This is a genomic window from Azospirillum lipoferum 4B, from assembly GCF_000283655.1.
Lineage (GTDB): Bacteria > Pseudomonadota > Alphaproteobacteria > Azospirillales > Azospirillaceae > Azospirillum > Azospirillum lipoferum_C.
The window spans coordinates 444,215-466,769 of sequence record NC_016622.1 but is presented as its reverse complement, the minus strand read 5'-3'; the positions used below and the strand labels follow the sequence as shown (position 1 = coordinate 466,769).

At 67.4% G+C, this 22,555-nt stretch carries 24 protein-coding genes; 8 read left to right on the top strand and 16 right to left on the bottom strand.

Features of this window, described 5'->3' with window-relative positions; genetic code table 11:
- Nucleotides 1–90: 90 nt before the first annotated feature.
- The gene (locus AZOLI_RS02145; RefSeq protein ID WP_014246928.1) at nucleotides 91–1,293 is read left to right on the top strand and encodes a multidrug effflux MFS transporter; all 1,203 of its coding nucleotides are present in this window, start codon (nucleotides 91–93) and stop codon (nucleotides 1,291–1,293) included.
- Here the strand turns inward: AZOLI_RS02145 and AZOLI_RS02140 are convergent.
- Nucleotides 1,259–1,831 carry an MgtC/SapB family protein gene (locus tag AZOLI_RS02140; RefSeq protein ID WP_014246927.1) on the bottom strand — a complete coding sequence of 191 codons (573 nt, stop codon included), beginning with the start codon at nucleotides 1,829–1,831 and terminating at the stop codon, nucleotides 1,259–1,261. The genes AZOLI_RS02145 and AZOLI_RS02140 overlap by 35 nt on opposite strands.
- Nucleotides 1,832–2,270: 439 nt before the next feature.
- On the opposite strand from AZOLI_RS02140, the gene AZOLI_RS02135 reads away from it, so the two are divergent.
- Nucleotides 2,271–3,407, top strand: a complete 1,137-nt coding sequence (locus AZOLI_RS02135) for a type III PLP-dependent enzyme (protein ID WP_014246925.1) — start codon at nucleotides 2,271–2,273, stop codon at nucleotides 3,405–3,407.
- Between the two features lie 215 nt (nucleotides 3,408–3,622).
- Here the strand turns inward: AZOLI_RS02135 and AZOLI_RS02130 are convergent, their stop codons facing one another.
- On the bottom strand, nucleotides 3,623–3,835 hold the full coding sequence (locus AZOLI_RS02130) for a DUF1127 domain-containing protein (protein WP_014246924.1): 213 nt from the start codon (nucleotides 3,833–3,835) through the stop codon (nucleotides 3,623–3,625).
- A 313-nt stretch (nucleotides 3,836–4,148) separates the two neighbouring features.
- Here AZOLI_RS02130 and AZOLI_RS02125 point away from each other — a divergent pair, with 313 nt between their 5' ends.
- Together AZOLI_RS02125 and AZOLI_RS02120 are read left to right on the top strand one after the other, a co-directional pair.
- Nucleotides 4,149–4,874, top strand: coding sequence for an HAD family hydrolase (locus AZOLI_RS02125; protein WP_014246922.1), 726 nt, complete (start codon nucleotides 4,149–4,151; stop codon nucleotides 4,872–4,874).
- A gap of 12 nt (nucleotides 4,875–4,886) precedes the next feature.
- Complete coding sequence (locus AZOLI_RS02120) at nucleotides 4,887–5,237, top strand: cupin domain-containing protein (protein WP_014246921.1); 351 nt, start codon at nucleotides 4,887–4,889, stop codon at nucleotides 5,235–5,237.
- Nucleotides 5,238–5,246: 9 nt separating this feature from the next.
- Here the strand turns inward: AZOLI_RS02120 and AZOLI_RS02115 are convergent, their stop codons facing one another.
- From AZOLI_RS02115 to AZOLI_RS02105, 3 genes are all read right to left on the bottom strand, one after another.
- Nucleotides 5,247–5,480: a hypothetical protein gene (locus tag AZOLI_RS02115; protein ID WP_014246920.1), complete on the bottom strand. Its 234-nt coding sequence runs from the start codon at nucleotides 5,478–5,480 to the stop codon at nucleotides 5,247–5,249.
- Between the two features lie 132 nt (nucleotides 5,481–5,612).
- The gene (locus AZOLI_RS02110) at nucleotides 5,613–7,115 is read right to left on the bottom strand and encodes a tripartite tricarboxylate transporter permease (RefSeq protein WP_014246919.1); all 1,503 of its coding nucleotides are present in this window, start codon (nucleotides 7,113–7,115) and stop codon (nucleotides 5,613–5,615) included.
- Nucleotides 7,112–7,588: a tripartite tricarboxylate transporter TctB family protein gene (locus AZOLI_RS02105; protein WP_014246918.1), complete on the bottom strand. Its 477-nt coding sequence runs from the start codon at nucleotides 7,586–7,588 to the stop codon at nucleotides 7,112–7,114. The genes AZOLI_RS02110 and AZOLI_RS02105 overlap by 4 nt, the downstream gene beginning before the upstream one ends.
- A 354-nt stretch (nucleotides 7,589–7,942) precedes the next feature.
- On the opposite strand from AZOLI_RS02105, the gene AZOLI_RS02100 reads away from it, so the two are divergent.
- On the top strand, nucleotides 7,943–8,950 hold the full coding sequence (locus tag AZOLI_RS02100) for a tripartite tricarboxylate transporter substrate binding protein (protein ID WP_162487949.1): 1,008 nt from the start codon (nucleotides 7,943–7,945) through the stop codon (nucleotides 8,948–8,950).
- A gap of 41 nt (nucleotides 8,951–8,991) precedes the next feature.
- Here the strand turns inward: AZOLI_RS02100 and queC are convergent, their stop codons facing one another.
- The 6 genes from queC to AZOLI_RS02070 form a co-directional block, all read right to left on the bottom strand.
- A complete protein-coding gene (gene queC / locus AZOLI_RS02095) occupies nucleotides 8,992–9,732 on the bottom strand; it encodes a 7-cyano-7-deazaguanine synthase QueC (RefSeq protein WP_014246915.1) in 741 nt (246 codons plus the stop codon).
- Between the two features lie 100 nt (nucleotides 9,733–9,832).
- Complete coding sequence (locus tag AZOLI_RS02090) at nucleotides 9,833–11,734, bottom strand: PAS domain S-box protein (RefSeq protein ID WP_014246914.1); 1,902 nt, start codon at nucleotides 11,732–11,734, stop codon at nucleotides 9,833–9,835.
- 161 nt (nucleotides 11,735–11,895) lie between these two features.
- Nucleotides 11,896–12,711 (bottom strand): alpha/beta fold hydrolase, encoded by an 816-nt coding sequence (locus AZOLI_RS02085; protein ID WP_014246913.1) that lies wholly within the window; start codon nucleotides 12,709–12,711, stop codon nucleotides 11,896–11,898.
- Nucleotides 12,712–12,721: 10 nt separating this feature from the next.
- The gene (locus AZOLI_RS02080; protein ID WP_014246912.1) at nucleotides 12,722–14,071 is read right to left on the bottom strand and encodes an O-acetylhomoserine aminocarboxypropyltransferase; all 1,350 of its coding nucleotides are present in this window, start codon (nucleotides 14,069–14,071) and stop codon (nucleotides 12,722–12,724) included.
- 184 nt (nucleotides 14,072–14,255) lie between these two features.
- Nucleotides 14,256–15,407 carry a carboxylate-amine ligase gene (locus AZOLI_RS02075; RefSeq protein ID WP_044550331.1) on the bottom strand — a complete coding sequence of 384 codons (1,152 nt, stop codon included), beginning with the start codon at nucleotides 15,405–15,407 and terminating at the stop codon, nucleotides 14,256–14,258.
- A gap of 19 nt (nucleotides 15,408–15,426) precedes the next feature.
- Nucleotides 15,427–16,329, bottom strand: coding sequence for an N-formylglutamate amidohydrolase (locus AZOLI_RS02070; protein ID WP_014246910.1), 903 nt, complete (start codon nucleotides 16,327–16,329; stop codon nucleotides 15,427–15,429).
- Nucleotides 16,330–16,448: 119 nt separating this feature from the next.
- Between AZOLI_RS02070 and AZOLI_RS02065 the strand changes: the two genes are divergently transcribed.
- The 3 genes from AZOLI_RS02065 to AZOLI_RS02055 all read left to right on the top strand — a co-directional run bounded on the left by AZOLI_RS02065 (nucleotide 16,449) and on the right by AZOLI_RS02055 (nucleotide 19,094).
- Nucleotides 16,449–17,144 (top strand): hypothetical protein, encoded by a 696-nt coding sequence (locus AZOLI_RS02065; RefSeq protein WP_014246909.1) that lies wholly within the window; start codon nucleotides 16,449–16,451, stop codon nucleotides 17,142–17,144.
- A 101-nt stretch (nucleotides 17,145–17,245) separates the two neighbouring features.
- Complete coding sequence (locus AZOLI_RS02060; RefSeq protein WP_014246908.1) at nucleotides 17,246–18,163, top strand: DMT family transporter; 918 nt, start codon at nucleotides 17,246–17,248, stop codon at nucleotides 18,161–18,163.
- Nucleotides 18,164–18,317: 154 nt separating this feature from the next.
- The gene (locus AZOLI_RS02055; protein WP_014246907.1) at nucleotides 18,318–19,094 is read left to right on the top strand and encodes a FadR/GntR family transcriptional regulator; all 777 of its coding nucleotides are present in this window, start codon (nucleotides 18,318–18,320) and stop codon (nucleotides 19,092–19,094) included.
- 92 nt (nucleotides 19,095–19,186) lie between these two features.
- On the opposite strand, the gene AZOLI_RS02050 is transcribed toward AZOLI_RS02055, so the two are convergent.
- The 5 genes from AZOLI_RS02050 to rpsE all read right to left on the bottom strand — a co-directional run bounded on the left by AZOLI_RS02050 (nucleotide 19,187) and on the right by rpsE (nucleotide 22,551).
- Entirely contained in the window at nucleotides 19,187–19,834 is a 648-nt protein-coding gene (locus tag AZOLI_RS02050) for an adenylate kinase (protein WP_014246906.1), read from the bottom strand.
- Nucleotides 19,834–21,174, bottom strand: a complete 1,341-nt coding sequence (secY, locus tag AZOLI_RS02045; RefSeq protein ID WP_014246905.1) for a preprotein translocase subunit SecY — start codon at nucleotides 21,172–21,174, stop codon at nucleotides 19,834–19,836. The genes AZOLI_RS02050 and secY overlap by 1 nt, the downstream gene beginning before the upstream one ends.
- 123 nt (nucleotides 21,175–21,297) lie before the next feature.
- Nucleotides 21,298–21,783, bottom strand: coding sequence for a 50S ribosomal protein L15 (rplO, locus tag AZOLI_RS02040; protein ID WP_014246904.1), 486 nt, complete (start codon nucleotides 21,781–21,783; stop codon nucleotides 21,298–21,300).
- A gap of 4 nt (nucleotides 21,784–21,787) precedes the next feature.
- Nucleotides 21,788–21,979, bottom strand: a complete 192-nt coding sequence (gene rpmD, locus AZOLI_RS02035) for a 50S ribosomal protein L30 (RefSeq protein ID WP_014246903.1) — start codon at nucleotides 21,977–21,979, stop codon at nucleotides 21,788–21,790.
- A 2-nt stretch (nucleotides 21,980–21,981) separates the two neighbouring features.
- Complete coding sequence (gene rpsE / locus AZOLI_RS02030; RefSeq protein WP_014246902.1) at nucleotides 21,982–22,551, bottom strand: 30S ribosomal protein S5; 570 nt, start codon at nucleotides 22,549–22,551, stop codon at nucleotides 21,982–21,984.
- Nucleotides 22,552–22,555: the final 4 nt, after the last annotated feature.

The window sequence follows — 22,555 nt, the reverse complement described above, 5'->3', positions numbered from 1 at the left end:
GCCGGGCCGTCATCGGCACTGGCGGCGATGGTTTCGTCTGATACAGTGCGGCCCCGTCCTCGCTTCCCCGCCGCGGTGCCCGCCCCTGCCATGCCCCGTCCCGATTCCCTGCCGATCCGTGTCCTGCTGACCGCTCTGGTCGCTTTCGGTCCGCTGTCCACCGACCTCTATCTGCCGTCGCTGCCGACGCTGGTCCGGGTGTTCGACACCGATGTCGTCACGGTGCAGATGACGCTGTCGATCTTCCTGATCGGCTTCGCGGTGTCGCAGCTGATCTATGGCCCGATGTCCGACCGGTTCGGCCGGCGCCCCACCCTGCTGGTCGGGGTGGCGATCTATCTGGCGGCCAGCGCCGTCTGCGCCATGGCCACCAGCATCGAGGGGCTGATCGCCGCCCGCTTCTTCCAGGCACTAGGGGCCTGCTGCGGGCCGGTGGTGGCAAGGGCGGTGGTGCGCGACGTCTTCGGCCGCGACCGGGCGGCGACGGTGCTGGCCTATATGTCGATGGCGATGGCGCTGGCCCCGGCGGTCGGGCCGATGCTGGGCGGCGTGCTGACGGAGTGGTTCGGCTGGCGCGCCAATTTCGTTCTGCTGACCGTCTTCGCCTGCGGCATATTGGCGGCGGTGTGGTCGATGCTGGGCGAGACCAACGCCCACCGCGACGAGGAGGCGTTGCGGCCGGGCCGGCTCGCCGCCAACTACCTGCTTCTGCTGCGCAACCGCGGCTTCGTCGGCTATGTGCTGGTGGTCGGCTTTTCCTACAGCGGCATCTTCTCCTTCATCTCGGGCTCGTCCTTCGTGCTGATCGACCGGTTGCACCTGACCCCGGCGCAGTATGGCGCCAGCTTCGGCGCGGTGGTGCTGGGCTATATGCTGGGCACCTTCCTGGCCGGACGGCTGACGCCGCGGCTGGGCGGCGCCCGGATGATCCGCATCGGCACGCTGCTCTCGCTTGGCGGCGGAGTTGTGGGCGGTCTGCTGGCTCTGGCCGGCGTGGTCCATCTGCTGGCCATCCTGCTTCCAGTCTTCCTGTTCATCCTCGGCGCCGGGCTGACCCTGCCCAACGCCACTGCCAATGCGGTCGGCCCCTACGCCACCATGGCCGGGCTCGCCTCCTCCCTGCTGGGCTTCGCGCAGATGACCATCGCCGCCGCCATTGGCATCGTCGTCGGCCATATGAACGACGGCAGCGCCCTGCCGATGATGGGGGCCATCGGGCTGGTGGCGCTGGGCGCGCTGCTGGCGCACCGCCTGCTGGTCATCCCCGCGGCGCGGGACGGGCGATCCGCCTGACCCGGCCCGGCGGGCGGGCGGCGCGGCGCCGCTCCCGCAGCTTGCGGTCGTCGTCGACCCTGCCGCCGTCCCCGTCCTCCTTGCCGAACTGCGGGAAACGGTCCATCAGGACGGTGAACAGGATCGTCACCATCAGGCACAGGGCCAGCGCCATCCCCGCCAGCAGGTAGTATCCGGCACCGCAGGCGATGCCCAGCCCGCCCGCCACCCAGATCACCGCGGCGGTCGTCGCCCCGCGCACGCTGTCGCCGGAACGGAACATCACACCGGCGCTGATGAAGCCGACCGCCTGGGCCACGCCCTGAATGACGCGCACCGGGTCGCTCGGCCGCTCGTCGCCGCCGGTATGCAGGCCGACATAGAGCTCCAGCGCCACCAGAGTCGTCAGGGCGCAGCTGATGGAAATCAGCGTGTGCGTGCGCAAGCCGGCCGCCTTGCCGCGCATCTCGCGGTCAAGCCCGAGCAGCGCACCGCAGAAGGCTGCAGCCAGCAGCCGCAATCCGATCTCCTCCATCGTCAGAACCGTGGTCAAGCCCATGAAATCGCTCCGGTTTTTTGGCCCCTCAAATGGTCTGCCACTTTTTTGGGGCATGCGGCATTTTTCACTTTGCAATCGAACGCGTTGGATCTATGTAACGCGAACTCGCAAGCGCACGTGCCGCTGGCCCGCCCCTCGGCGTCTCCGAGATGTGGTTATGCAACGACGTAACGCGTGATCCCCGACCGTCCCTTAAACAAGGCGGCGACTTGGAGGTTACGATGGTTGATGTTGTTGTGGGTGGGCGCGTGCTCACCCGTCTCCGAAATCTGCCGCTCCTGGACCAAACGGACAGAACAGGGTTCTGTACGGGGCAATCCAGTATTGGCGGCCTGAGCGCCTGATCAGCTTTTTCAGTTGCTGATCGGCCCGCCCGGCCGCTCCGTCCCCCCCGACTTCACCCATTCCGTTCCATCATCTTGCGTCCCAGGAGACTGAGATGACCCAGAAGATTGCGCGCTTTTTCCAAGAGCAGCGCCCGCAGACCCCTTGCCTCGTCATCGACCTGGATGTCGTCGAGCAGAACTACAACGATCTGCACGACGCCCTGCCCGATGCCCGCATCTTCTATGCGGTGAAGGCGAACCCGGCCGCGGAAATCCTCAGCCTGCTGGCCCGTCTCGGCTCCGCCTTCGACTGCGCCTCGGTTCCGGAAATCCAGATGGCGCTGGCCGCCGGTGCCACCCCGGACCGCATCTCCTTCGGCAACACCATCAAGAAGGAAGGCGACATCCGCCGCGCCTATGAGCTGGGCGTGCGCCTGTTCGCCTTCGACAGCGAGCCGGAGCTGGAGAAGATCGAGCGCGCCGCCCCCGGCGCCCGCGTCTTCTGCCGCATCCTGACCTCGGGCGAAGGCGCCGAATGGCCGCTGTCGCGCAAGTTCGGCTGCGACCTGACGATGGCGCGCGAGCTGCTGCTGAAGGCCCGCGACATGGACGTGCAGCCCTATGGCGTGTCCTTCCATGTCGGCTCGCAGCAGAAGGACCTGATGCAGTGGGACCACGCCATCTTCCAGGTGGCGCAGTTGTTCCGCGAGCTTGAGGTGCTGGGCGTCGACCTGGGCATGATCAACCTGGGCGGCGGCTTCCCCACCCGCTACCGCACCGACGTGCCGGAATGCACCGCCTACGGCCAGGCGATCTTCGACTCGCTGCGCACCCACTTCGGCAACCACCTGCCGGAAACCATCGTGGAGCCCGGCCGCGGCATGGTCGGCAGTGCCGGCATCATCGAGAGCGAAGTGGTCCTGGTGTCGCGCAAGTCGGCCGAGGATCCCAAGCGCTGGGTCTATCTGGACATCGGCAAGTTCGGCGGTCTGGCCGAGACGATGGACGAGGCGATCCAGTACCCGATCGAGGTGCTGGGCGATGAGCAGGAAGAAGACCGCGAGGCGGTGATCCTGGCCGGTCCGACCTGCGACAGCGCCGACGTGCTGTATGAGCGTGCCGACTACAAGATGCCGATGGGTCTGAAGGCCGGCGACCGCGTGCGCATCCACGCCACCGGTGCCTACACCACGACCTACTCGGCCGTCTGCTTCAACGGCTTCGCGCCGCTGCAGCACTACTGCATCTGAGAAGGCGGCGGGGCGGCGCCCTGCCCTTCCCGGATCTGGTCCAAGAAAATGCCCGCCTGCCGGATCGATCCGGCGGCGGGCTTTTCTTTTCCTGCCGGTCACTTTTTGTGCAGCCCATTCTTTGGGCAGGCCGAAAACGCGGACAAAGAAAAAGGCCGCTTCCGATCAACGGAAGCGGCCTTTTCCGGTGAACTCGCCGGCCGGCGTACAGGCGTTCATTCGCGCCAGAACGGCTTCGACATCTCGCGCTCGGCATCCAGGCGATTGAAGCCGATGTCCTGGAGCATACGGTCGTCCAGATAGCCCAGCTCACGACGGGTCACGACGCGCTGGCGCCACAGGCCCAGCAGGTTCGAGGCCATTTCGACGATGTGGGAGAAGGTGGAGGTGGAACGGCCGGCTTCGGCCGAATGCAGCAAGGTGGCCATGATGGAGATTCCTGAGATGTCTTGTTTTGGAGGGTCCGCCAGTCGGCGATCACGTCCTCCTTGTGTGGAAATATAATTATGCTTCTTCGAGGCATGTTGCCACCCCCGGCGGCAACATGCCCGCTTTGCAGGCAGCGAAGAACTCGCCACTGAATGTCACCGATCTGTGGCAAAATCGTCATTGCGGATACTTACGGTTTGGTAGACGGACAATAACGGACCCCCGCATCTTCATGCCCTGGACAAGGCAACCTGACTTGGCCCATGTATTGTTTTACTTACTGATCAATCGCGCGAACCTGTGGACACTCCCATGAACGGCATACAGCCCCCCGGCGGCGCACCCGGCAAGCAGACCTTCGAGACCATCGGGTTCGATGGCGACGACACGCTGTGGCACAACGAATCGCTCTTCTCGATGACGCAGGACCGCTTCCGCGCCCTGCTGGCCCATGCCGCCGACCCAACCGACCTCGACCGCCGCCTGCTGGAGGCGGAGCGGGCCAACCTCCGGGTCTATGGCTACGGCATCAAGGGATTCGTGCTGTCGATGATCGAGACGGCGATTGCGGTCACCGACGGCAACGTCGCCGCCCGCGACCTGCAGAGCCTGATCGACTTCGGCAAGGCGATGCTGGACCACCCGGTGGACCTGCTGCCCGGCGTGGCGGAGGTGGTGGAGGCGCTGTCTTCCCGCTACCGGCTGGTTCTGATCACCAAAGGCGATCTGTTCGACCAGGAAAGCAAGGTCGCCCGCTCCGGTCTGTCGGAGCTGTTCCATGCGGTGGAGATCGTCAGCGAGAAGGACCCGGCGACCTACCGGCGGGTGATGGACCGCCATGGCATCGACCCGGAACGCTTCCTGATGGTCGGCAACTCGGTCCGGTCGGACATCCTGCCGGTGCTGGCGACCGGCGCCCATGCCGTCCATATTCCCTACGCCATCACCTGGGCCCATGAAGAGGCCGAGGTGCCCGACGACCATTACCGCCGGCTCGACTCGGTGCGCGACCTGCCGGCACTGCTGGCGACCTGGTGAGGAGCCTGATCGATGACCCTGCTTCCCCTGCCCGACCTGGACGGCATCGCCCCCGAAGCCGGCGGCCCGGCCGCCGACCGCATCCTGTCCGGAGCCCCCGTCTTCACCACCTGGAACGGTTACGAGTCAACCGACGGCAAGCGGTTCGCCGGAACCTGGCGGTCGACCCCGGGTTCCTGGCGCATCGCTTATGACGAGTGGGAGTATTGCGAAATCCTGGAGGGCGAAAGCGTCGTCGCCCATGACGACGGCCGGTCCTGGCCCCTGAAGGCCGGCGACCGTTTCGTCATCGAACCGGGTTTCCAAGGCAGCTGGACTGTGGTCGCGACCACGACCAAGCGCTATGTGGTGGTCCTGCCCTGACCGGCCCGCTCAACCCGTCAGTTCGACCGAGTTCTGCGCGGCGCCGTGACTGATGATGGTGACGGCCTTGCGGCCGATCTCCACCGCCAGCACGCCCAGCACGAGGACGGAGGCGACCAGCATCAGGCGGGCGACGTCACGGGTCAGCGCACGCTTGCGGGCGTTCGCCCGGCGATGCTCGCGAAGCACCGCGCGCATGGCGCCACCGGGCAGTCGGCGTCCGAACCAGACATTGGCGGCCATGATGCGCTCCCATCATCCCGAACAAGTATAAGCGTATTTATATAAAATTTTATCTTGTTCGGCAAGAACCGAATCCTGCGGCGTGACGCCACGGGATTCGGTTGCCGGATAGGGTCGCGGGTAAGGCCAGCCCTATTCCTTGAAGGCCACCTCGCGCTGGCGGCGGAAGGCAGGCAGCAGGATGAGGGCCAGCAGGCCGGCGGCCACGGCCATCAGGCCGGCGCTGATCGGGCGGGTGACGAAGACGGTCAGGTCGCCCTGGGACAGCAGCATGGCGCGGCTGAGATTCTCCTCCAGCAGCGGGCCGAGGACGAAGCCGAGCAGCAACGGTGCCGGCTCGCAGTCCAGCTTTTTCAGCACATAGCCGAACACGCCGAAGCCGGCCATCAGCAGCACGTCGAACACGTCGTTCTTCAGGCTGTAGGTGCCGATGCAGCAGAAGACCAGGATCGCCGGGAACAGATAGGCATAGGGCACGCGCAGAAGCCGCACCCACAGCCCGATCAGCGGCAGGTTCAGCACCACCAGCATGACGTTGCCGACCAGCATGCTGGCGATCATGCCCCAGAACAGGTCCGGCTGCTTGGTCATGATCTGCGGCCCCGGCGTGATGCCGTGGATCATCATGGCGCCGACCATCAGCGCCATCACCGCGTTCGACGGGATGCCGAGGCTCAGCATCGGGATGAAGCTGGCCTGGGCGCCGGCATTGTTCGCGGCTTCCGGCCCGGCGACGCCCTGGATGGCGCCCTTGCCGAAGGCGGAAGGATCCCGCGCCACCTTCTTTTCCAAGGCATAGGAGGAAAAGGCGCTGAGCGTCGCCCCGCCCCCCGGCAGGATTCCCAGGAAGGCGCCCAGCGCCGTGCCGCGCACCGCCGCCGGCCAGGCATCCTTGAAGTCCTGCCAGCTCGGCCACAGCCGGTGGACCGGCGAGGGTTCGATGCCCCGCCCCTCCGTCTCCTCAAGGTTGATGATGATGTCGGCGAGGCCGAACAACCCCATCGCCAGCGGCACGAAGTCCAGCCCGTCATAAAGCTGCGGAATGTCGAAGGTGAAGCGCATCTGGCCGGAATTGACGTCGGTCCCGACCATCGACAGCAGCAGTCCGACCAGGATCATCGCCACCGCCTTCACCACCGACCCATGGGCCAGGGTCACCGCGCCGATCAGGCCGACCAGCATCAGCGCCACATATTCCGACGGACCGAAGGCCAGCGCCATCCCGGCCAGGGGCGGACCGGCCAGCGCGATGACCAGGGTCGTGACGCAGCCCGCGAACAGCGACGACAGCGCCGCCGTCGCCAGCGCGACGCCGCCGCGGCCCTGGCGCGCCATGGCGTTGCCGTCCAGGCAGGTCATGACGGACGAGGATTCGCCCGGCAGCTTCACCAGGATGGCCGTGGTCGATCCGCCATACTGGGCGCCGTAGAAGATGCCGGCCAACATGATCAGCGCCCCCACCGGCGGCAGGTAGAAGGTGATCGGCAGCAGCAGAGCCACCGTCGCCGTCGGCCCCAGTCCGGGCAACACGCCGATCAGCGTGCCGATCAGCGCGCCGAGAAAGCAATAGACCAGGTTCATCGGTTCGACCGACACACCCAGCCCGAGCCAGAGATTGGCGAAGACGTCCATCATGGCCAGATCTGGAGCGGCAGGCCCAGTCCCCAGGAAAAGATGGCGACGCAACTCGTGGCCAGCGTGGCCCACAATGCGGTGAAGGGGCCGGGGCGCAGCGGCCGTCCGGCCAATCCGCCGATGCCGATCAGCGCCAGGATGGCGAGCACCAGACCCAGCCTGTCGAGCAGAGCCGCGAAGGCGATCACGGCGATGGTGATGGCGACCGACGGCCTCCAGGCCCAGGCCAGCGTCGCCGGTCCTTCCGCCGTCAATCCGCGCAGAATGGACGCCAGCCCGGCCGCCAGCAGGAGATAGCAGACGAGCCGCGGGAAGAAGCCGGCCTGCATCATGGCCAGCGATCCCGCCTCCCAGCCGCGCGCCAGCCAGAGCCCGCCGAGGGCGATGGCGCTGAGCAGCAGTCCGGCCGCGAGATCCTGGGGCGATCTCAGCCGGGATCCGGCCGACCGGGGCGATCTCAGGGTATGTGTCATTGGATGGATGTGTCCGCTCTCTCAGCCATGCGACGGCGGAAGGCCCGGGCGCCACACCCGCTTCATCGGGCAATGCGGCCCGCAGCGCCGAGGAAATCACCCGGGGCCGCCGATCCAGCCGCCGGCGCCATCTCCGCCAGTTGCATTATTACCGGACGACACCCCCTCGTCGAGCGCGTTCTCGCCGCAGACCGCCGGTCTGGAGAGAACATCGGCGGAAAGTTCAAGATCTTTTGCATCGGATTTGTGACATATTACCCGCTATGGTATACGCTTACTTTATTCATACACGCATCATGAACGGGTAACTCCGGTGCGGCCGGGAGCGGAGCCCGAAGGATCGGACGACGAACGATGACAGCAGCGTCTCTCCCCCAGCGTATGGCCGGCGGCCCTGCCGCCTCTTTCCTGATTGCGGCGCTCGCGACGCTGATGCTGTGGCTCGCGGGCTCCCCTGCGGCGGTGCAGGCCGCCTATCCCGAGAAGCCGATCACCATGGTCGTCGCCTATGGCGCCGGCGGGTCCACCGACGTCACGGCGCGCATGCTGGCGCCCTATATCGAGCGCTATCTCGGCGGCGGGCGCATCGTCGTCCTCAACCGGCCGGGGGCCGGCGGCGAGATCGGCTTCGCCGCCATCGCCGACGCCGCGCCGGACGGCTATACGATCGGCTTCATCAACACGCCCAACCTGATCACCATCCTGATCGAACGGCAGGCGCGATATGCGCTGGACCGGCTGGACCCGCTGGTGAACATCGTCGACGATCCCGGCGTGATGACCGTCCGCGCTGACAGCCCGTTCCGCTCGGTCGCCGACGTGGTTGAATTCGCGAAGGGCAATCCGGGCGCGCTTACCGTCGGATCCACCGGCGTGGGGTCCGATGACCATCTCGCCATGCTTCTGCTCGAACGGCAGGCCGGGGTGAAGATGACCCATGTGCCGTTCGCCGGCAGCGCCGAGAACTACCGCGCGATGCTGGGTTCCCACACCAGGATCTGCGACCAGAACCTGGGCGAGGGGCTGCGCGGTATCGCCGGCGGCGATCCGGTCCGCATGCTGGGGGTGATGAGCCGGTCGCGCTGGGACATGGCGCCGGACCTGCCGACCTTCCGCGAACAGGGCTATGCCATCGACATGGTGTCCATGCGCGGCATCGGCGCCCCGAAGGGTTTGCCGCCGGACATCCGCCGCACCCTGATCGAGGCGATCACCAAGGCCGCGATGGACCCGGAGTTCCAGGCCAAGGCGCGCGAGACCTTCCAGCCCCTGCGCATCGTCGGTCCCGATGCCTTCGCCGCGGAGTTGAAGCAGCTGGACGGCGAGTTCCGCGCCCTGTGGACCGACATGCCCTGGAAGTGAGGCCTTGGAATCAAGGGCCGCTTGCGAAACGACCTTTTCCGTTACGGTGCCGTTCCGGCAGCGTAACGGATCGGGTCGCTCATTCCGGCTTCGGAAAAACCCTTCAGCCGCAACAGGCAGCTGTCGCAGGCACCGCAGGACAGTCCCTCCGGCGTCGGATCGTAGCAGGAATGGGTGAGGCTGTAGTCCACCCCAAGCTCCAGCCCCCGGCGGACGATGCCGGCCTTGTCCAGCGTCATCAGCGGCGCGTGGATCTTGAACCGGCTCGTCCCCTCCACCCCGGCCTTGGTGGCCAGATTGGCCAGGGCTTCGAAGGCCGCGATGTATTCCGGGCGGCAGTCGGGATAGCCGGAGTAATCCAGCGCGTTGACGCCGATGAACAGGTCGGACGCCCCCAGCGTTTCCGCCCAGGCCAGCGCGAAGGACAGGAAGACGGTGTTGCGCGCCGGCACATAGGTGACGGGAATGCCCTGCCCCGGATCGGCCTCCAGCTCTGCGGCGCTGTCATGCTTGGGCACGTCGATGCTGTCGGTGAGCGCGGACCCGCCGAAGGCGCGCAGATCGATGTCGGCGATCACATGCCGCTCCACCCCCATCGCCGCGACCACGCGCCGCGCCGCCTCCAGCTCCACCGAATGGCGCTGGCCGTAACGGAAGCTGAGGGCGTTGACGCGATAGCCTTCCGCCTTGGCGATGGCGAGCACCGTCGTCGAATCGAGGCCGCCGCTGACCAGCACCACGGCTTCCTTCGCTGCACCCATCGTCTTGTCCTGATCCGCCATCGCACACCCACCTCTGCAAAGCTGCCCGCCGTCACGGGCAAGGATGGCGACAGCTTTTGGCACATCCCGGCGCATCGGGCCAGAACGGGCGTCGCGGCGATCACATCATGCTCGCCAACATGTCCTCGATGGTCATGACACGCGACGGCGGCAGGCGGATGGTTGCGGTACAGCCCTGACCGGGTGCGCTGTCCAGCGTCAGGGTACCGCCATGCGACTCCACCATACGCAACGCGAGCGGCAGGCCGAGGCCGATCCCCTCGTACCGGCGGGTGGCGCTCTGGTCGATCTGGGCGAAGGGGGTCAGGGCGGTCGCGATGTCGTCCGCCCGCATGCCGATGCCGCGGTCGTGCACCGCCAGCTCCACCCATCCGTCGGGCGCGGGCGCCATGGCCAGCGTCACGACGCCCTGCGGATGGCTGAACTTGATGGCGTTGGACAACAGATTGCCCAGCGCCTGGCGCAGGCGCCGCGCATCGCCCCGCATCGGCGGCAGATCGCCGGCTGCGTCCACCTCCACCGTCACGCCCTGGTGGGTGGCCTGGAACTCCAGATCGGCCACCGCCTGGGCGGCAAGCGCCGTCAGGTCGACCGGCTCTTCCGCCAGCGACAGCCCGCCGGCCTCGACTCGTGCCATGTCGAGGATATCGTCGATGATGGCCAGCAGCTGCTCGCCTGCCTGCCTGATGGCGATGACGCAATCGCGCTGTTGCCCCCGCCGGTCCGCTGACGGTGCGTCCGTCCGCGCCTCCAGCAGTTGGGAGAAGCCGATCACTGCGTTAAGCGGGGTCCGCAGTTCATGACTCATGGCGGCGATGAAGGTCGATTTGGCGCGGTCGGCCGCCTCGGCGGCCTCCTTGGCGGCCAGCAGTTCGGCTTCCGCCCGGCGCCGTTCGGTCACATCGCGCAGGATGGCGGTATAGATCCGCCGCCCCTCCACCTCGCTGGCGCTGACCGACAGTTCCACCGGGAACCGGGTGCCGTCGGCACGTTCCGCCTCGGCGGCACGATCGCGGGCAACCAGGGCCGTTGTCTGGCCGGGCGCGAATTCCAGCCGGGCGCCGCCCTCCTCACGCAGATGGGCCAGCGGAATCAGCCGGTCGAGCGGACGCCACAGCATGTCCCCGGCCGGAACACCGAACATCGCCTCCGCCGCACGGTTGAAGCCGAGCAGGATGCCGGCCTCATCCACAGTGAGGATGGCTTCGGCAACCGTGTCGAGGATCGCCTCGTTGCGCGCCTCCGACAGGCGCAGGGCGTTGGCAGTGTGCAGATATTCGCTGACATCGGTGATGGTGGCGATGGCGCCGCCGTCCTCCATCAGGATGCGCTGGCACAGCACCCGGCGGTCGGACCCCGCCCCCTCCGGATCGTGGAAGCGGAAATCGGTGGGCTGCGGATCCCGGCCCGGCTCGATCCGCCACTCCGCCGCAACCCGCGCCCGGTCGTCGGGATGGACGGCGCCGAGCCAGCCGTCGCCGAGCAACCGGTCGGGCTCCAGCCCGGTGATGGCCGAAAGGCGGGCATTGGCGAATACCACCTGACCGGCCGCGTCGGCCTGAAGGATCCCGACCGGCGCCGCTTCCGCCAGCGTGCGATAGCGCACCTCGCTGGCGCGCAGCCGCTCCGACAGGGTGATGGCATCGCTGACGTCGCGGACGGTCAGGGCCAGCCCACCGATCCCCGGATCGTCCAGTTCATTGCGAGCGGTCACCTCCAGCCAGCGCCAGCCGCCATCGGCATGGCGGAAGCGGAAGATGGTACGGCGGCTGCTGCCCTGCGGAGCGGCGGCCCGGGTCCGAAGCCGCTGCTTCGCCACCTGCAGATCCTCGGGATGAATATGCTGGTCCAGCAGGGAGCCGGTCAGCGCCTGGGGAGTGTGGCCCAGCACCTCCGCCGCGGCTTGGCCGATCTGGAGAATGCGACCGTCCATCGACAGCACCGCAACCGCTCCGTCCAACATCTGGGATGGGGTGCCGACCGACCGTTCGCCTGCCTGCAAGATGACACCTCCGAACCGGCAAAGAGAGGTTGGGCCGGCTTGCCGCCCGTCTCAATTCGGGACGGCAATCCGATCGTGCCGGTCAGAGTAGGCAGTCGACCGTTAACGGGTGATGTCAGTAAAAATCGGGTTCGGCCCCAATGGTTTCGCCGTTGTAACCCTCACCCCCGCCGCAAGGACAGGAAAGAGGTCAGCGAATCGAGCACAGCATCGGGCGCCTCGGTCATCACCATATGCCCGGTCTGGGGCAGGACCACGACCTGCGAGGATTTGATGCAGGCGGCCAGAGCGCGCCCCGCCTTGGCCGGCGTCATCTTGTCCAGCGCCCCCAGCAGGAACAGGGCGGGACAGGCGACCGACGCCGCGGCATCCGCCCCCTGCCCGTATTCGTTGCAGGCCGCGAGATCGACCCCCAGCACGCCCGGCCGGATCGACGCCATCAGCCGGCGGCCGCCGGGGATCAGCGCGAGGCCCGGCGTCGGGCAGCTGCCGCCCTGGGCGCCGCCATGGCCGCGCGGCCCATGACCCCAGCCGATCACCATCTCGATGGCCGATTGTTCGCCGGCATGGGCGGCGGCCAGCAGGTCCGGATGCACCGGCATGCGTTCCGCCACGCCCAGAAGCGCCACCGCCTCCACCCGCGCGCCGTGCCGCGCGGCGGCGTCCAGCGCCACCAGTGCACCCATGGAGTGGCCGACCAGTGCCGCCCGTTCCAGACCGGCGGCGTCGAGCAGGGCGATCACCCAGTCGGCGATGGCGGCGATGCTGCCCAAAGGCTCTCCGCCGGACCGGCCATGGCCCGGCAGATCGACCGCCAATACCGAGCGGCCATGATGGGCGAGATAGCGGCTTTGCAGGCTCCACACGCTGTGGTCCATGCCGGCGCCGTGGATCAGCACGATTGCCGGACGGGCGGGATCGATCTCCCGGCCGCCGGTGTGGACGAAGGCGGGGGTTCCGTTGACGGTCAGCTGCATGGCGCGGCCCTCAGCCCTTGGTGGCGGCGCGCAGCGCCTGCTTCAGGTCGTCGATCAGGTCTTCGCAATCCTCCAGCCCGATGGACAGGCGGATCATGTCCTCCCCCACCCCGGCGGCGGCCAGCGCCTCGGCATCCAGCTGGGCGTGGGTGGTGCTGGCGGGATGGATCACCAGCGACTTGGCGTCGCCGACATTGGCGAGGTGCGAGAACAGGGTCAGCGACTCGATGAAGCGGCGCCCGGCCTCGCGGCTGCCACCCGCCACGCCGCCTTGCCCGCCGCTTTGACCGCTGCCGCGGATGCCGAAGGAGATGATGGAGCCGGCGCCGTGCGGCAACAGCCGGGAAGCCAGCGCATGGTCGGGATGGTCCACCAGTTCCGGGTAGGAGACCCAGGCGACCGCACCCTTCTCGGCATTCAGCTCCCCTTCCAGGAAGCAGACGACCTTGCGGGCGTTATGGATGTGGCACTTCATCCGCAGCGGCAGCGTTTCCACCCCCTGCAGGATCTGGAAGGCGTTCATCGGGCTCATGCAGGCGCCGAAATCGCGCAGGCCCTCGGCCCGGGCGCGGGCGATGAAGGCGGCGGGGCCGTATTCCTCGGCGAAATCGATGCCGTGATAGCCGGCATAGGGCTCGGTCAGGGTCGGGAACTTGCCCGAGGCCTCCCAGTCGAAGCGGCCGCCGTCGATCACCACGCCGCCGATGGCGGTGCCGTGGCCGCCCAGCCATTTGGTGCAGGAATGCATGACGATGTCGGCGCCATGCTCGAACGGGCGGCAGAGATAGGGAGTGGTGAAGGTCGAATCGATCATCAGCGGGATGCCGGCCTGATGCGCGATGGCCGCGACCTTCGGCACGTCCAGCACCTCCAGCCCCGGATTGCCCAGCACCTCGCCGAAGACCAGCCGGGTCTCCGGACGGATCGCCGCTCGGATGCCGTCGAGGTCGCGCGGATGGACGAAGGTGGTGGTGATGCCGAAGCGCGGCAGCGTGTAGGCCAGCAGGTTGCGGCTGCCGCCATAGATGGAGGAGGAGGCGACGATGTGCCCGCCCGCCCCCATCAGCGTCATGATCGCCAGCGTCATCGCGGCCTGCCCGCTGGCGGTGCAGACCGCACCCACCCCGCCCTCCAGCGTCGCCAGCCGTTCTTCCAGAACCGCGACGGTGGGGTTGGAGATGCGCGAATAGATGTGGCCCGGCCGTTCCAGGTTGAACAGGGCCGCCGCCTGATCGACGTCGCTGAAGACGTAGGAGGAGGTCAGGTGAATCGGAACCGCCCGCGCCCCGGTCGCCGGATCGGGCCGCTGTCCCGCATGCAGAGTCTGCGTATCGAACTTCAGGAACTTGGCGCCCGCCATGCCCCGCCCTCCCCTTGGATTGGAAAGAGGGCCGCTTATGGTCGAGCGGCCCTCTTCTGCTTTTCAGCTTTTTATTTGCCAGCCCTGTTCAACCCGCATTCCAGCGGCATCGACGGTGCGGAAGCGTATGGAGACATGACGCGCGCGTCAAGGTGGTTGGGAGGAGCAGCGTTCAGGCGAGGTTTCAAGCCGCCTGTCCGTCGGCCGCCACCCCCACCATCGTCTCCTCCACCAGCCAGTCCACCACCCGGCGCAGCGCCTCGTCCTCGCCGGCGCCTCCCGCGAGCGCCTCCTGGTAGATGGCGATCTGCCGGTGCGCGCTGGTGCCGCGGGCCAGGATCTCGCGCGCCCGCTCGACCTCGGCGGTGCAGCCGAAATGCAGGGCATCCTCGCGGGTCAGGTCGATGATCTCGTCCAGCAGGTCGGCATAGGGCACGATGCGGCCCTGGCCGAAATCGACCAGCCCGCTGTCAAGGCCATAGCGCTGGGCACGCCAGCGGTTCTCCTCGATCAGCAGGTTCTTGTAGGGCCTCCAGGTGACGTTGCGCAGTTTCAGCCGCCACAGCATGCGCAGCAGGCAGCGGTAGAGCGCCGCCACCGTGACCGCATCGTCCAGCCGGGTGCAGATGTCGGTGATGCGCATCTCCAGCGTGGGAAAGCGCGAAGACGGGCGGATGTCCCACCACAGCTTGCTGGCATCCTCGATCACCCCGGCATTCACCAGGACCGCGACATGGCTCTGATACTCGCCATAGCTCTGGAAGCCGGCGGGCATGCCGGTGCGCGGCAGCTCGTGCCACACGCTGAGCCGATAGGACCGCCGTTCCATGTCGCGCCCGCGCCAGAAGGGCGAGGAGGTCGACAGTGCCAGCAGATGCGGCAGGAAATAGCGGACCTGGTTCATCAGGTCGATGCGCAGATCGTCGTCCTCGATCCCGATATGCACATGCATGCCGCAGATCATCAGCCGGCGGGCCGGCGCCCCCAGGTCGCGCGCCAGCATGTTGTAGCGGTCGCGGTTGGTGTGCTTCTGCGGCTCCCACGCGGCGAAGGGATGGGTGGAGGCGGCGATGGGCGCCAGCCCGTAGCGGTCGGCCACCCCGGCCACCGTGGCACGCAAGGCCGCCAGCTCGGCCCGCGCCTCGGCCAGCGTCTTGCAGACCGGAGTACCGACCTCGATCTGGCAGCGCAGGAATTCCGGATGGATGCGGCCGGGCGCCTGCTCCTGACAGGCCTCCAGCATGTCGTCCGGCGGGCTCTGCACGATGTCGCGCGTGCCGCGGTCCACCAGCAGATATTCCTCTTCCAGGCCGAGGGTGAAGGACGGTTCGGTCACGGCGGTTTCCATCTGGTGTTCAGGCCCGCGGAAAATGTTGGATGGTCGCCAGCGACGGCAAGGCCAGCAGCGGTTCCAGCGCATCGCCGATCACCTGCGCCCACAGATCGGCCCCCTCCGGCGTCGCGATCAGGTCCTGCCGCACCTCCAGCAGGACGTTGGGATAGCCGGCGGGCGTCGCGTGGGTCTCCACCGTGCCGCCCAGCGTGCCGCGGCCGGAATAGGGTTGGTTGTCGCCGACGCACCAGCGTCCGTCGGCGGTCAGCGCCTCGATCAGCGGCACCGGCAGGCGCGGATCGTTGTCCCACAGCACGCCGATGTGCCAGGGCCGCGCCACCCCGCGCATGGCGGGGGTGAAGCTGTGCACCGACACCATCACCGGCACCTGCCCGCGCCCGCGGATGACCGACAGCGCCGCGGCCACCGCCGCATGATAGGGATGGAACAGCGCCTCCACCCGCCGGGCCTGCTCGCCGGCATCCAGAGCGCGGTTGCCGGGGATCACCACATCGTCGCTGACCACCGGTATCGCGGTCGGATCCTCCAAAGCCCGATTCGGGTCGATCACCAGCCGGGAGAAGCCGGACAGCACCGCCGTGGCGCCGAACCTCGCAGCCAGCCGCCGCGTCACCTCCGCCGCGCCGATGTCGTATGCGATGTGGCGGCAAAGCTGTTCTTCCGGCAGGCCGAGGTCGCCCAGCGCCCTGGGGATTGCGCGCGACGCATGGTCGCACACCAGAAGCAGCGGTCCGCCCGCATCGGGGTTCAGCGTGGTCGCCGGCGGCGGATCGTCGGGACCAAGCAGCGGAACGGCGATCCGCGGGGCGGGTGCAGGCGCGGTGACCGGCTGGCGGTGTTCGGGCGGCCCGTCCTGGGATTGGCCGGGGGCGCGCGTGGAGTCTTGAGGAATGGAGGCAACCATGCGCCACACTAACGCAACCGCCACACCGGGCGGAAGCGCGGCCGATGGTGGTAGCCCGATCGGCAAGCTGTTACGCTGCTCTTCCCTTTCCGCGCGAACCCACCCGGAAGACATCCCGCATGCTCCGCCTGCTCACCCTCTGCCTTGCCGTGATGGCGCTGCTCAGCGCTTGCGGTCCCGTCTATGAGACCCAGTACAGCCTGATCCCGCCCAGTTCGGCGGAGGGGCGGCTGTGCGTCAACCAGTGCCAGCAGAACCGCAATTTCTGCCGCCAGAACTGCGGCCTTAACCAGCAGGCCTGCGTGAACGAGGCACGGTCGCGGGCGCTTTACGAGTATCAGGCCTATGTCAACCGGCAGCAGGCGGAAAAGAAGCCGATCAAGAGGTCGGTCAGCGACTTCGACCGCTCCTACTCCTGCGGCAACAGCAGCTGCGAGGCGCGGTGCGAGGCCGACTATCGCGACTGTTTCGGCGGCAGCTGCGGCGGCCAGGTGATCGCCCGGACCGTCTGCACCGCCTTCTGCGACCAGGAGAAGCCCAAGCCGGCCCCAGCCGCGGCGCCGATGCTGAGCCCGATGCCGCCGGGCGCCGCCCAGTCGCAGATTCAGTCCCCTGCGTCCTCCGCGGGCGGCTATCCGGCCGGCGCGTCGCTGTGCCAGCCCGGCATGCGGGTTGAGGTGGAGTGGCAGGGCGACTGGTATCCCGCCACGGTGAAGGACCGGCCGCGCAATGATGGCCGCTGCCCGATCCACTATGACGATTTCGGATCGGAAGACGACGAGTCGGTATCGCTGCGCCGCATCCGTCCGCGCTGACGCACTGGGCCAACACCGTAAAGGCGAACCCTGAACGCGCACGGCAGCCATGACGCGCGTCCCGCTGGTCTGCCCAATCATCGGCGGATATAAGCCCTCCCATGCCAGACGCCAGTGCAATCCCCGTCGACCATGCATCCCGGACGCAACGCGTCGCCCTGATCGCCTTGCTGCTGGGCGCACTCGGCATCGCCTTCGCTCCCATCTTCGTCCGCCTGTCCGATGTCGGGCCGGTCGCCATCGGATTCTGGCGCATGGCCCTGGCAACCCCGGTGCTGGCACTATGGATGGTAAGCGAGTCGCGGCAGCGTGCCGGCCGGGCCAGCCGGCGCCCCTCCTCGCTCGCCGATTACGGCCGGCTGTCCATGGCCGGCCTCTGCTTCGCCGGCGACCTTGCGGTCTGGCACACGTCCGTCCGCTACACCTCCGTCGCCAACGCCACGCTGCTGGCCAACTTCGCGCCGCTGTTCGTTGCACCGGTGGCGTGGTTCCTGTTCAAGGAACGGATCACCGGACGCTTCGTCCTGGGCATGCTGCTGGCGCTGGCCGGTGCCGTCGTGCTGATGGGGCAGAGCTTCCAGCTCAGCGCCGACCATCTGTTCGGCGACGCCTTGGGCCTGCTGACCGCGGTCTTCTATGCCGGCTACATCCTGTCGGTCGGGCATCTGCGCGCCGAGTTCTCCACCGCCACCATCATGACCTGGAGCGGCGTCATCACCGCAGCCGTGCTTCTGCCGCTCGGTCTGTTTGGCGGCGAGACGATGCTGCCGGCGACCGCAGCCGGATGGCTGGTGCTGGCCGGGTTGGCGCTGTTCAGCCATGCCGGCGGGCAGAGCCTGATCGCCTACGCCCTGGCCCATCTCCCGGCCTCCTTCTCGTCCGTCAGCCTGCTGCTGCAGCCGGCCGCCGCCGCGATCCTGGCCTGGATTCTGCTGAACGAGCCGTTGGGGTTGCTACAGGCGGCGGGGGCCGCGGTGATCCTGATGGGCATCCTGCTGGCCCGGCGCGGCAGCCGGTGACATCAATCGAGCCGGCCCGACGGCCGGGCCTGTTTTTTCATCCCGCGGGCAAGGCGCCGCAGCCGGCCTGTCGACCATTGACCCGACCCGCAGGGACCGCTACCGGTATTACCAACTGCCAATGAACCGCTTTTCGACCGAAGGGGAATCACCCGTGCCCGGCACCGACGACAGCGCTCACGTCCCCTCCTCCTCGCAGCGCATTTCGGAGTGGGTGGCTCAACAGCTTCTCGACCGCATCGCGCGCGGCGAGCTGGTGCCGGGAGAGCGTCTGCCGGGCGAACGCCAGCTCGCCGAGCAGTTGCATGTCAGCCGGGTCTCGGTCCGGGCCGCCCTGCAGAAGCTCAAGACCCAGGGTTTCCTGACCGCGGTCCAGGGTGGCGGCACCCGTGTGGTGTCCTCCGCCGGGGTGATGGACGGCGCGCTGACCGCCATGGTGCGCAGCACCCACCAGAACCTGTGCGACCTCGTCGAGATCCGCATGGCGCTGGAAAGCTGGGCGGCCCGCCGTGCCGCCGAACGGGCGACGCAGGACCAGATCGACACCATCGGCCGCATCCTGCAGGCGATGAGCGAGACCAACCGCGACGGCGGCCGCGCCGCCGACGACATGGACTTCCATGTCGCCGTCGCCCAGGCATCGGGCAGCCCGGTCTATCTGCACCTGCTCTCCACCATCCGCGACATCCTCGGCAACATGGTGGAGATGAAGCACACCGAGCCCTTCATGGAGAACCACGAGGCGCTGATGATCGAACATCATCGCGCCATCCATCAGGCCATCGCCCGCCGCGATCCCGACGCCGCGGCCAATGCAGTCACCGCCCATCTCGGCTGGATCCTGGCCCGCTACCGCACCATGACCGAGGAGCCGGCGACACCGGCGGCACCCCAGGCTGGCGCCCCGCCCTCCCCGGGCACGCCCGGCTGAAACCGCCACTTCCACGTCCGTACCGAAGAACGACAAAGGCCGCAGCTTCCCACCGGAAACTGCGGCCTTTCTCAATGGAGCCGATGCGATCCTCAGCTTGCGAGGACCGCCTCGATCTCCTTCGTCACCTCATCGATGTCGGCCATGCCGTCGACCGCCTTCAACACGCCACGCCCCTGGTAATAGGGCAGGATCGGCGCGGTCTGCTGGTGGTACTGGGCGAGGCGGGTGGTCACCGTCTCCGCATTGTCGTCGGCGCGCCTCTTGAACTCGGTGCTGCCGCAGACGTCGCAGACGCCCTCGACCTTCGGCTTCTCGAAGCTGTCGTGATAGCCCTTGCCGCACTTGGCACAGGTGTAGCGGCCGGTGATGCGCTCCACCAGGACATCGTCGACGACCCGCATCTCGATCACATGGTCGAGCTTCAGGCCCTTCTCCTCCAGCATCTTGTCCAGCGCCTCGGCCTGGGCCACGGTGCGCGGGAAGCCGTCGAGAATGAAACCGTTCTTGACGTCGGGCTTGGAAATGCGTTCGGCGATCATGCTGACCATCAGCTCGTCCGGCATCAGCTTGCCGGCGGCCATGATCTCCTTCGCCTGCTGCCCGAGCGGCCCACCTTCCGCCACCATGGCGCGGAGCATGTCGCCCGTGGACAGCTGCACCAGGCCACGCGTGTCTTCCAGACGGCGCGCCTGGGTCCCCTTCCCGGCGCCCGGCGGACCGAGCAGTATGAGGTTCATTACTTTCTCCCCCGAAGCTTCGATTTCTTGATCAATCCCTCATACTGGTGAGCCAGCAGGTGGGAGTGAATCTGCGCAACCGTGTCCATCGTGACGGTGACCACGATCAGCAGGCTGGTGCCGCCAAAATAAAACGGAACCGAGTGCTGGGATATCAGGATTTCGGGGAGGAGACAAACCGCCACAAGGTAGGCGGAGCCGATGACCGTCAGCCGGCTCAGCACATAGTCGATGTGATCGGCCGTGTTCTTGCCGGGACGGATGCCCGGGATGAAGCCGCCATACTTCCGCAGATTCTCCGCCGTCTCCGCCGGATTGAAGACGATGGCCGTATAGAAGAAGCAGAAGAACACGATCAGCGAGGCGTAGAGCAGCATGTACAGCGGCGTGCCGTGCGCGAGATAGCGCGACACCGCCTGCAGCCACTCCGGCCCCTCGCCGCCGGCGAAGCCCACCGCAGTCAGCGGCAGCAGCAGCAGCGACGACGCGAAGATCGGCGGGATGACGCCGGCCGTGTTCATCTTCAGCGGCAGGTGCGACGCTTCGCCGCCGAACACGCGGTTGCCGACCTGGCGCTTGGGGTACTGCACCAGAAGGCGGCGCTGGGCGCGTTCCATGAAGACGATGAAGAACACCACGCCGACCGACATCACCAGCATTAGGATGATGAACAGGGTGGACAAGGCGCCCTGGCGGCCGAGTTCCAGCGTGTTGACCAGCGCGCGCGGCAGTTCCGCGACGATGCCGGCGAAGATGATCAGCGAGATGCCGTTGCCGATGCCGCGGGCGGTGATCTGCTCGCCCAGCCACATCAGGAACATGGTGCCGCCGACCAGCGTGATGACCGTAGCGACGCGGAAGAACAGCCCCGGATCGATGACCGCCGCCCCACTGGAGCCGCGCATCGCCTCAAGGCCGACCGCAAGGCCATAGGCCTGCACCGTGGCGAGCGCCACCGTGCCGAATCGGGTATACTGGTTCAGCTTCTTGCGCCCGGCCTCGCCTTCCTTCTTCATGGCCTCCATCTGCGGCGACACGGCGGTCAGCAACTGCACGATGATGGACGCCGAGATGTACGGCATGATGTTGAGCGCGAAGATGGTCATGCGGCTGAGCGCGCCGCCGGCCAGCATGTCGAACATGCCGAGGATGCCGCCGCCCTGCTGCTTGAAGACGTCGCTGAGAATCGTCGGGTCGATGCCCGGCAGCGGGATGTAGGTGCCCAGCCGGTAGACGATCAGGGCCGCCAAGGTGAACCAAATCCGCTTTTTCAGCTCGGTCGCCTTGGAGAAAGCCCCGAAATTGATGTTGGCGGCAAGCTGCTCGGCCGCTGATGCCATGGTCCAATCCCTGTCCCGTAAGCGCGAACGGGGCGGCACTGCATGACGCAGGCCGCCCCTCGCGACTTCGCTTTTTGTAGTGCCACGAAAGCCCGTGCGCAAGCACGGGCTTCACGCGGAACCTTACTCGGCGGCTTCGGCGGCGGGCGCGGTCAGCGTGACGCTGCCACCCGCCTTTTCGACGGCCTCGATCGCCGACTTGGACGCGCCGGCGACCGTGAAGGAAACCTTCGCGGTCAGCTCGCCCTTGCCCAGCAGACGGACACCGTCCTTCTTCACCTTGCCGGTGACGCCGGCGGCGTTGAGCGCCGCGGCATCGATGGTCTCGGAGGCATTCAGCTTGCCCAGGTCGATGGCCTTCTGGACCATGCCCAGGTTGACCACCGAATACTCCTTGGCGAAGATGTTCCGGAAACCACGCTTCGGCAGGCGGCGGTGCAGAGGCATCTGCCCGCCTTCGAAGCCGTTGATCGCCACGCCGGTGCGCGAGGTCTGACCCTTCACGCCGCGGCCAGCGGTCTTGCCCTTGCCGGAACCGATACCGCGGCCGACGCGCATGCGCGCCTTGCGGGCACCGGCGTTGTCACGCAGGTCGTTAAGCTTGGTCATGATCTCAGCCCTCGTTCTCGACGCGGACCAGGTGCGCGACCTTGGCGATCATGCCCCGCACGGCCGGAGTGTCCTCCAGCTCGCGGGTCCGGTGCAGCTTGTTGAGACCCAGACCGACCAGCGTCTCCCGCTGGTCGTGCTTGCGGCCGATCGGGCTGCCGATCTGGGTCACGACGACGGTTTTCTTCTCCGCCATGATCAGGCCTCCTGTCCGGCGCCGGCCTCGCGACGGCCGAGGATGTCGCTCACGCGACGACCGCGACGCGCCGCGACGGAACGCGGGCTGGTGACCTGGGTCAGGGCGTCGAAGGTCGCCTTGATCATGTTGTGCGGGTTCGACGTGCCGATCGACTTGGTCACGACGTCAGCGACGCCGAGAGCCTCGAAGATCGCGCGCATCGGACCGCCGGCGATGATGCCGGTACCGGCCGGAGCCGCCCGCAGCACGACCTTGCCGGCACCGAAGTGGCCGTTGGTGTCGTGATGCAGCGTACGGCCCTCGCGCAGCGGAACACGGATCATGCCGCGCTTGGCCTGATCGGTCGCCTTGCGGATCGCTTCCGGCACTTCACGGGCCTTGCCCGAGCCGACGCCGACGCGGCCCTTGCCGTCGCCAACGACGACCAGAGCGGCGAAGCCGAAGCGACGACCACCCTTGACCACCTTGGCGACGCGGTTGATACCGACGAGCTTTTCGATCAGCTCGCTTTCTTCCCGCTCGCGCGGCTGCCGGTCGCGGTTATCCCGCTCCCCACGTTCACGTGCCATATCC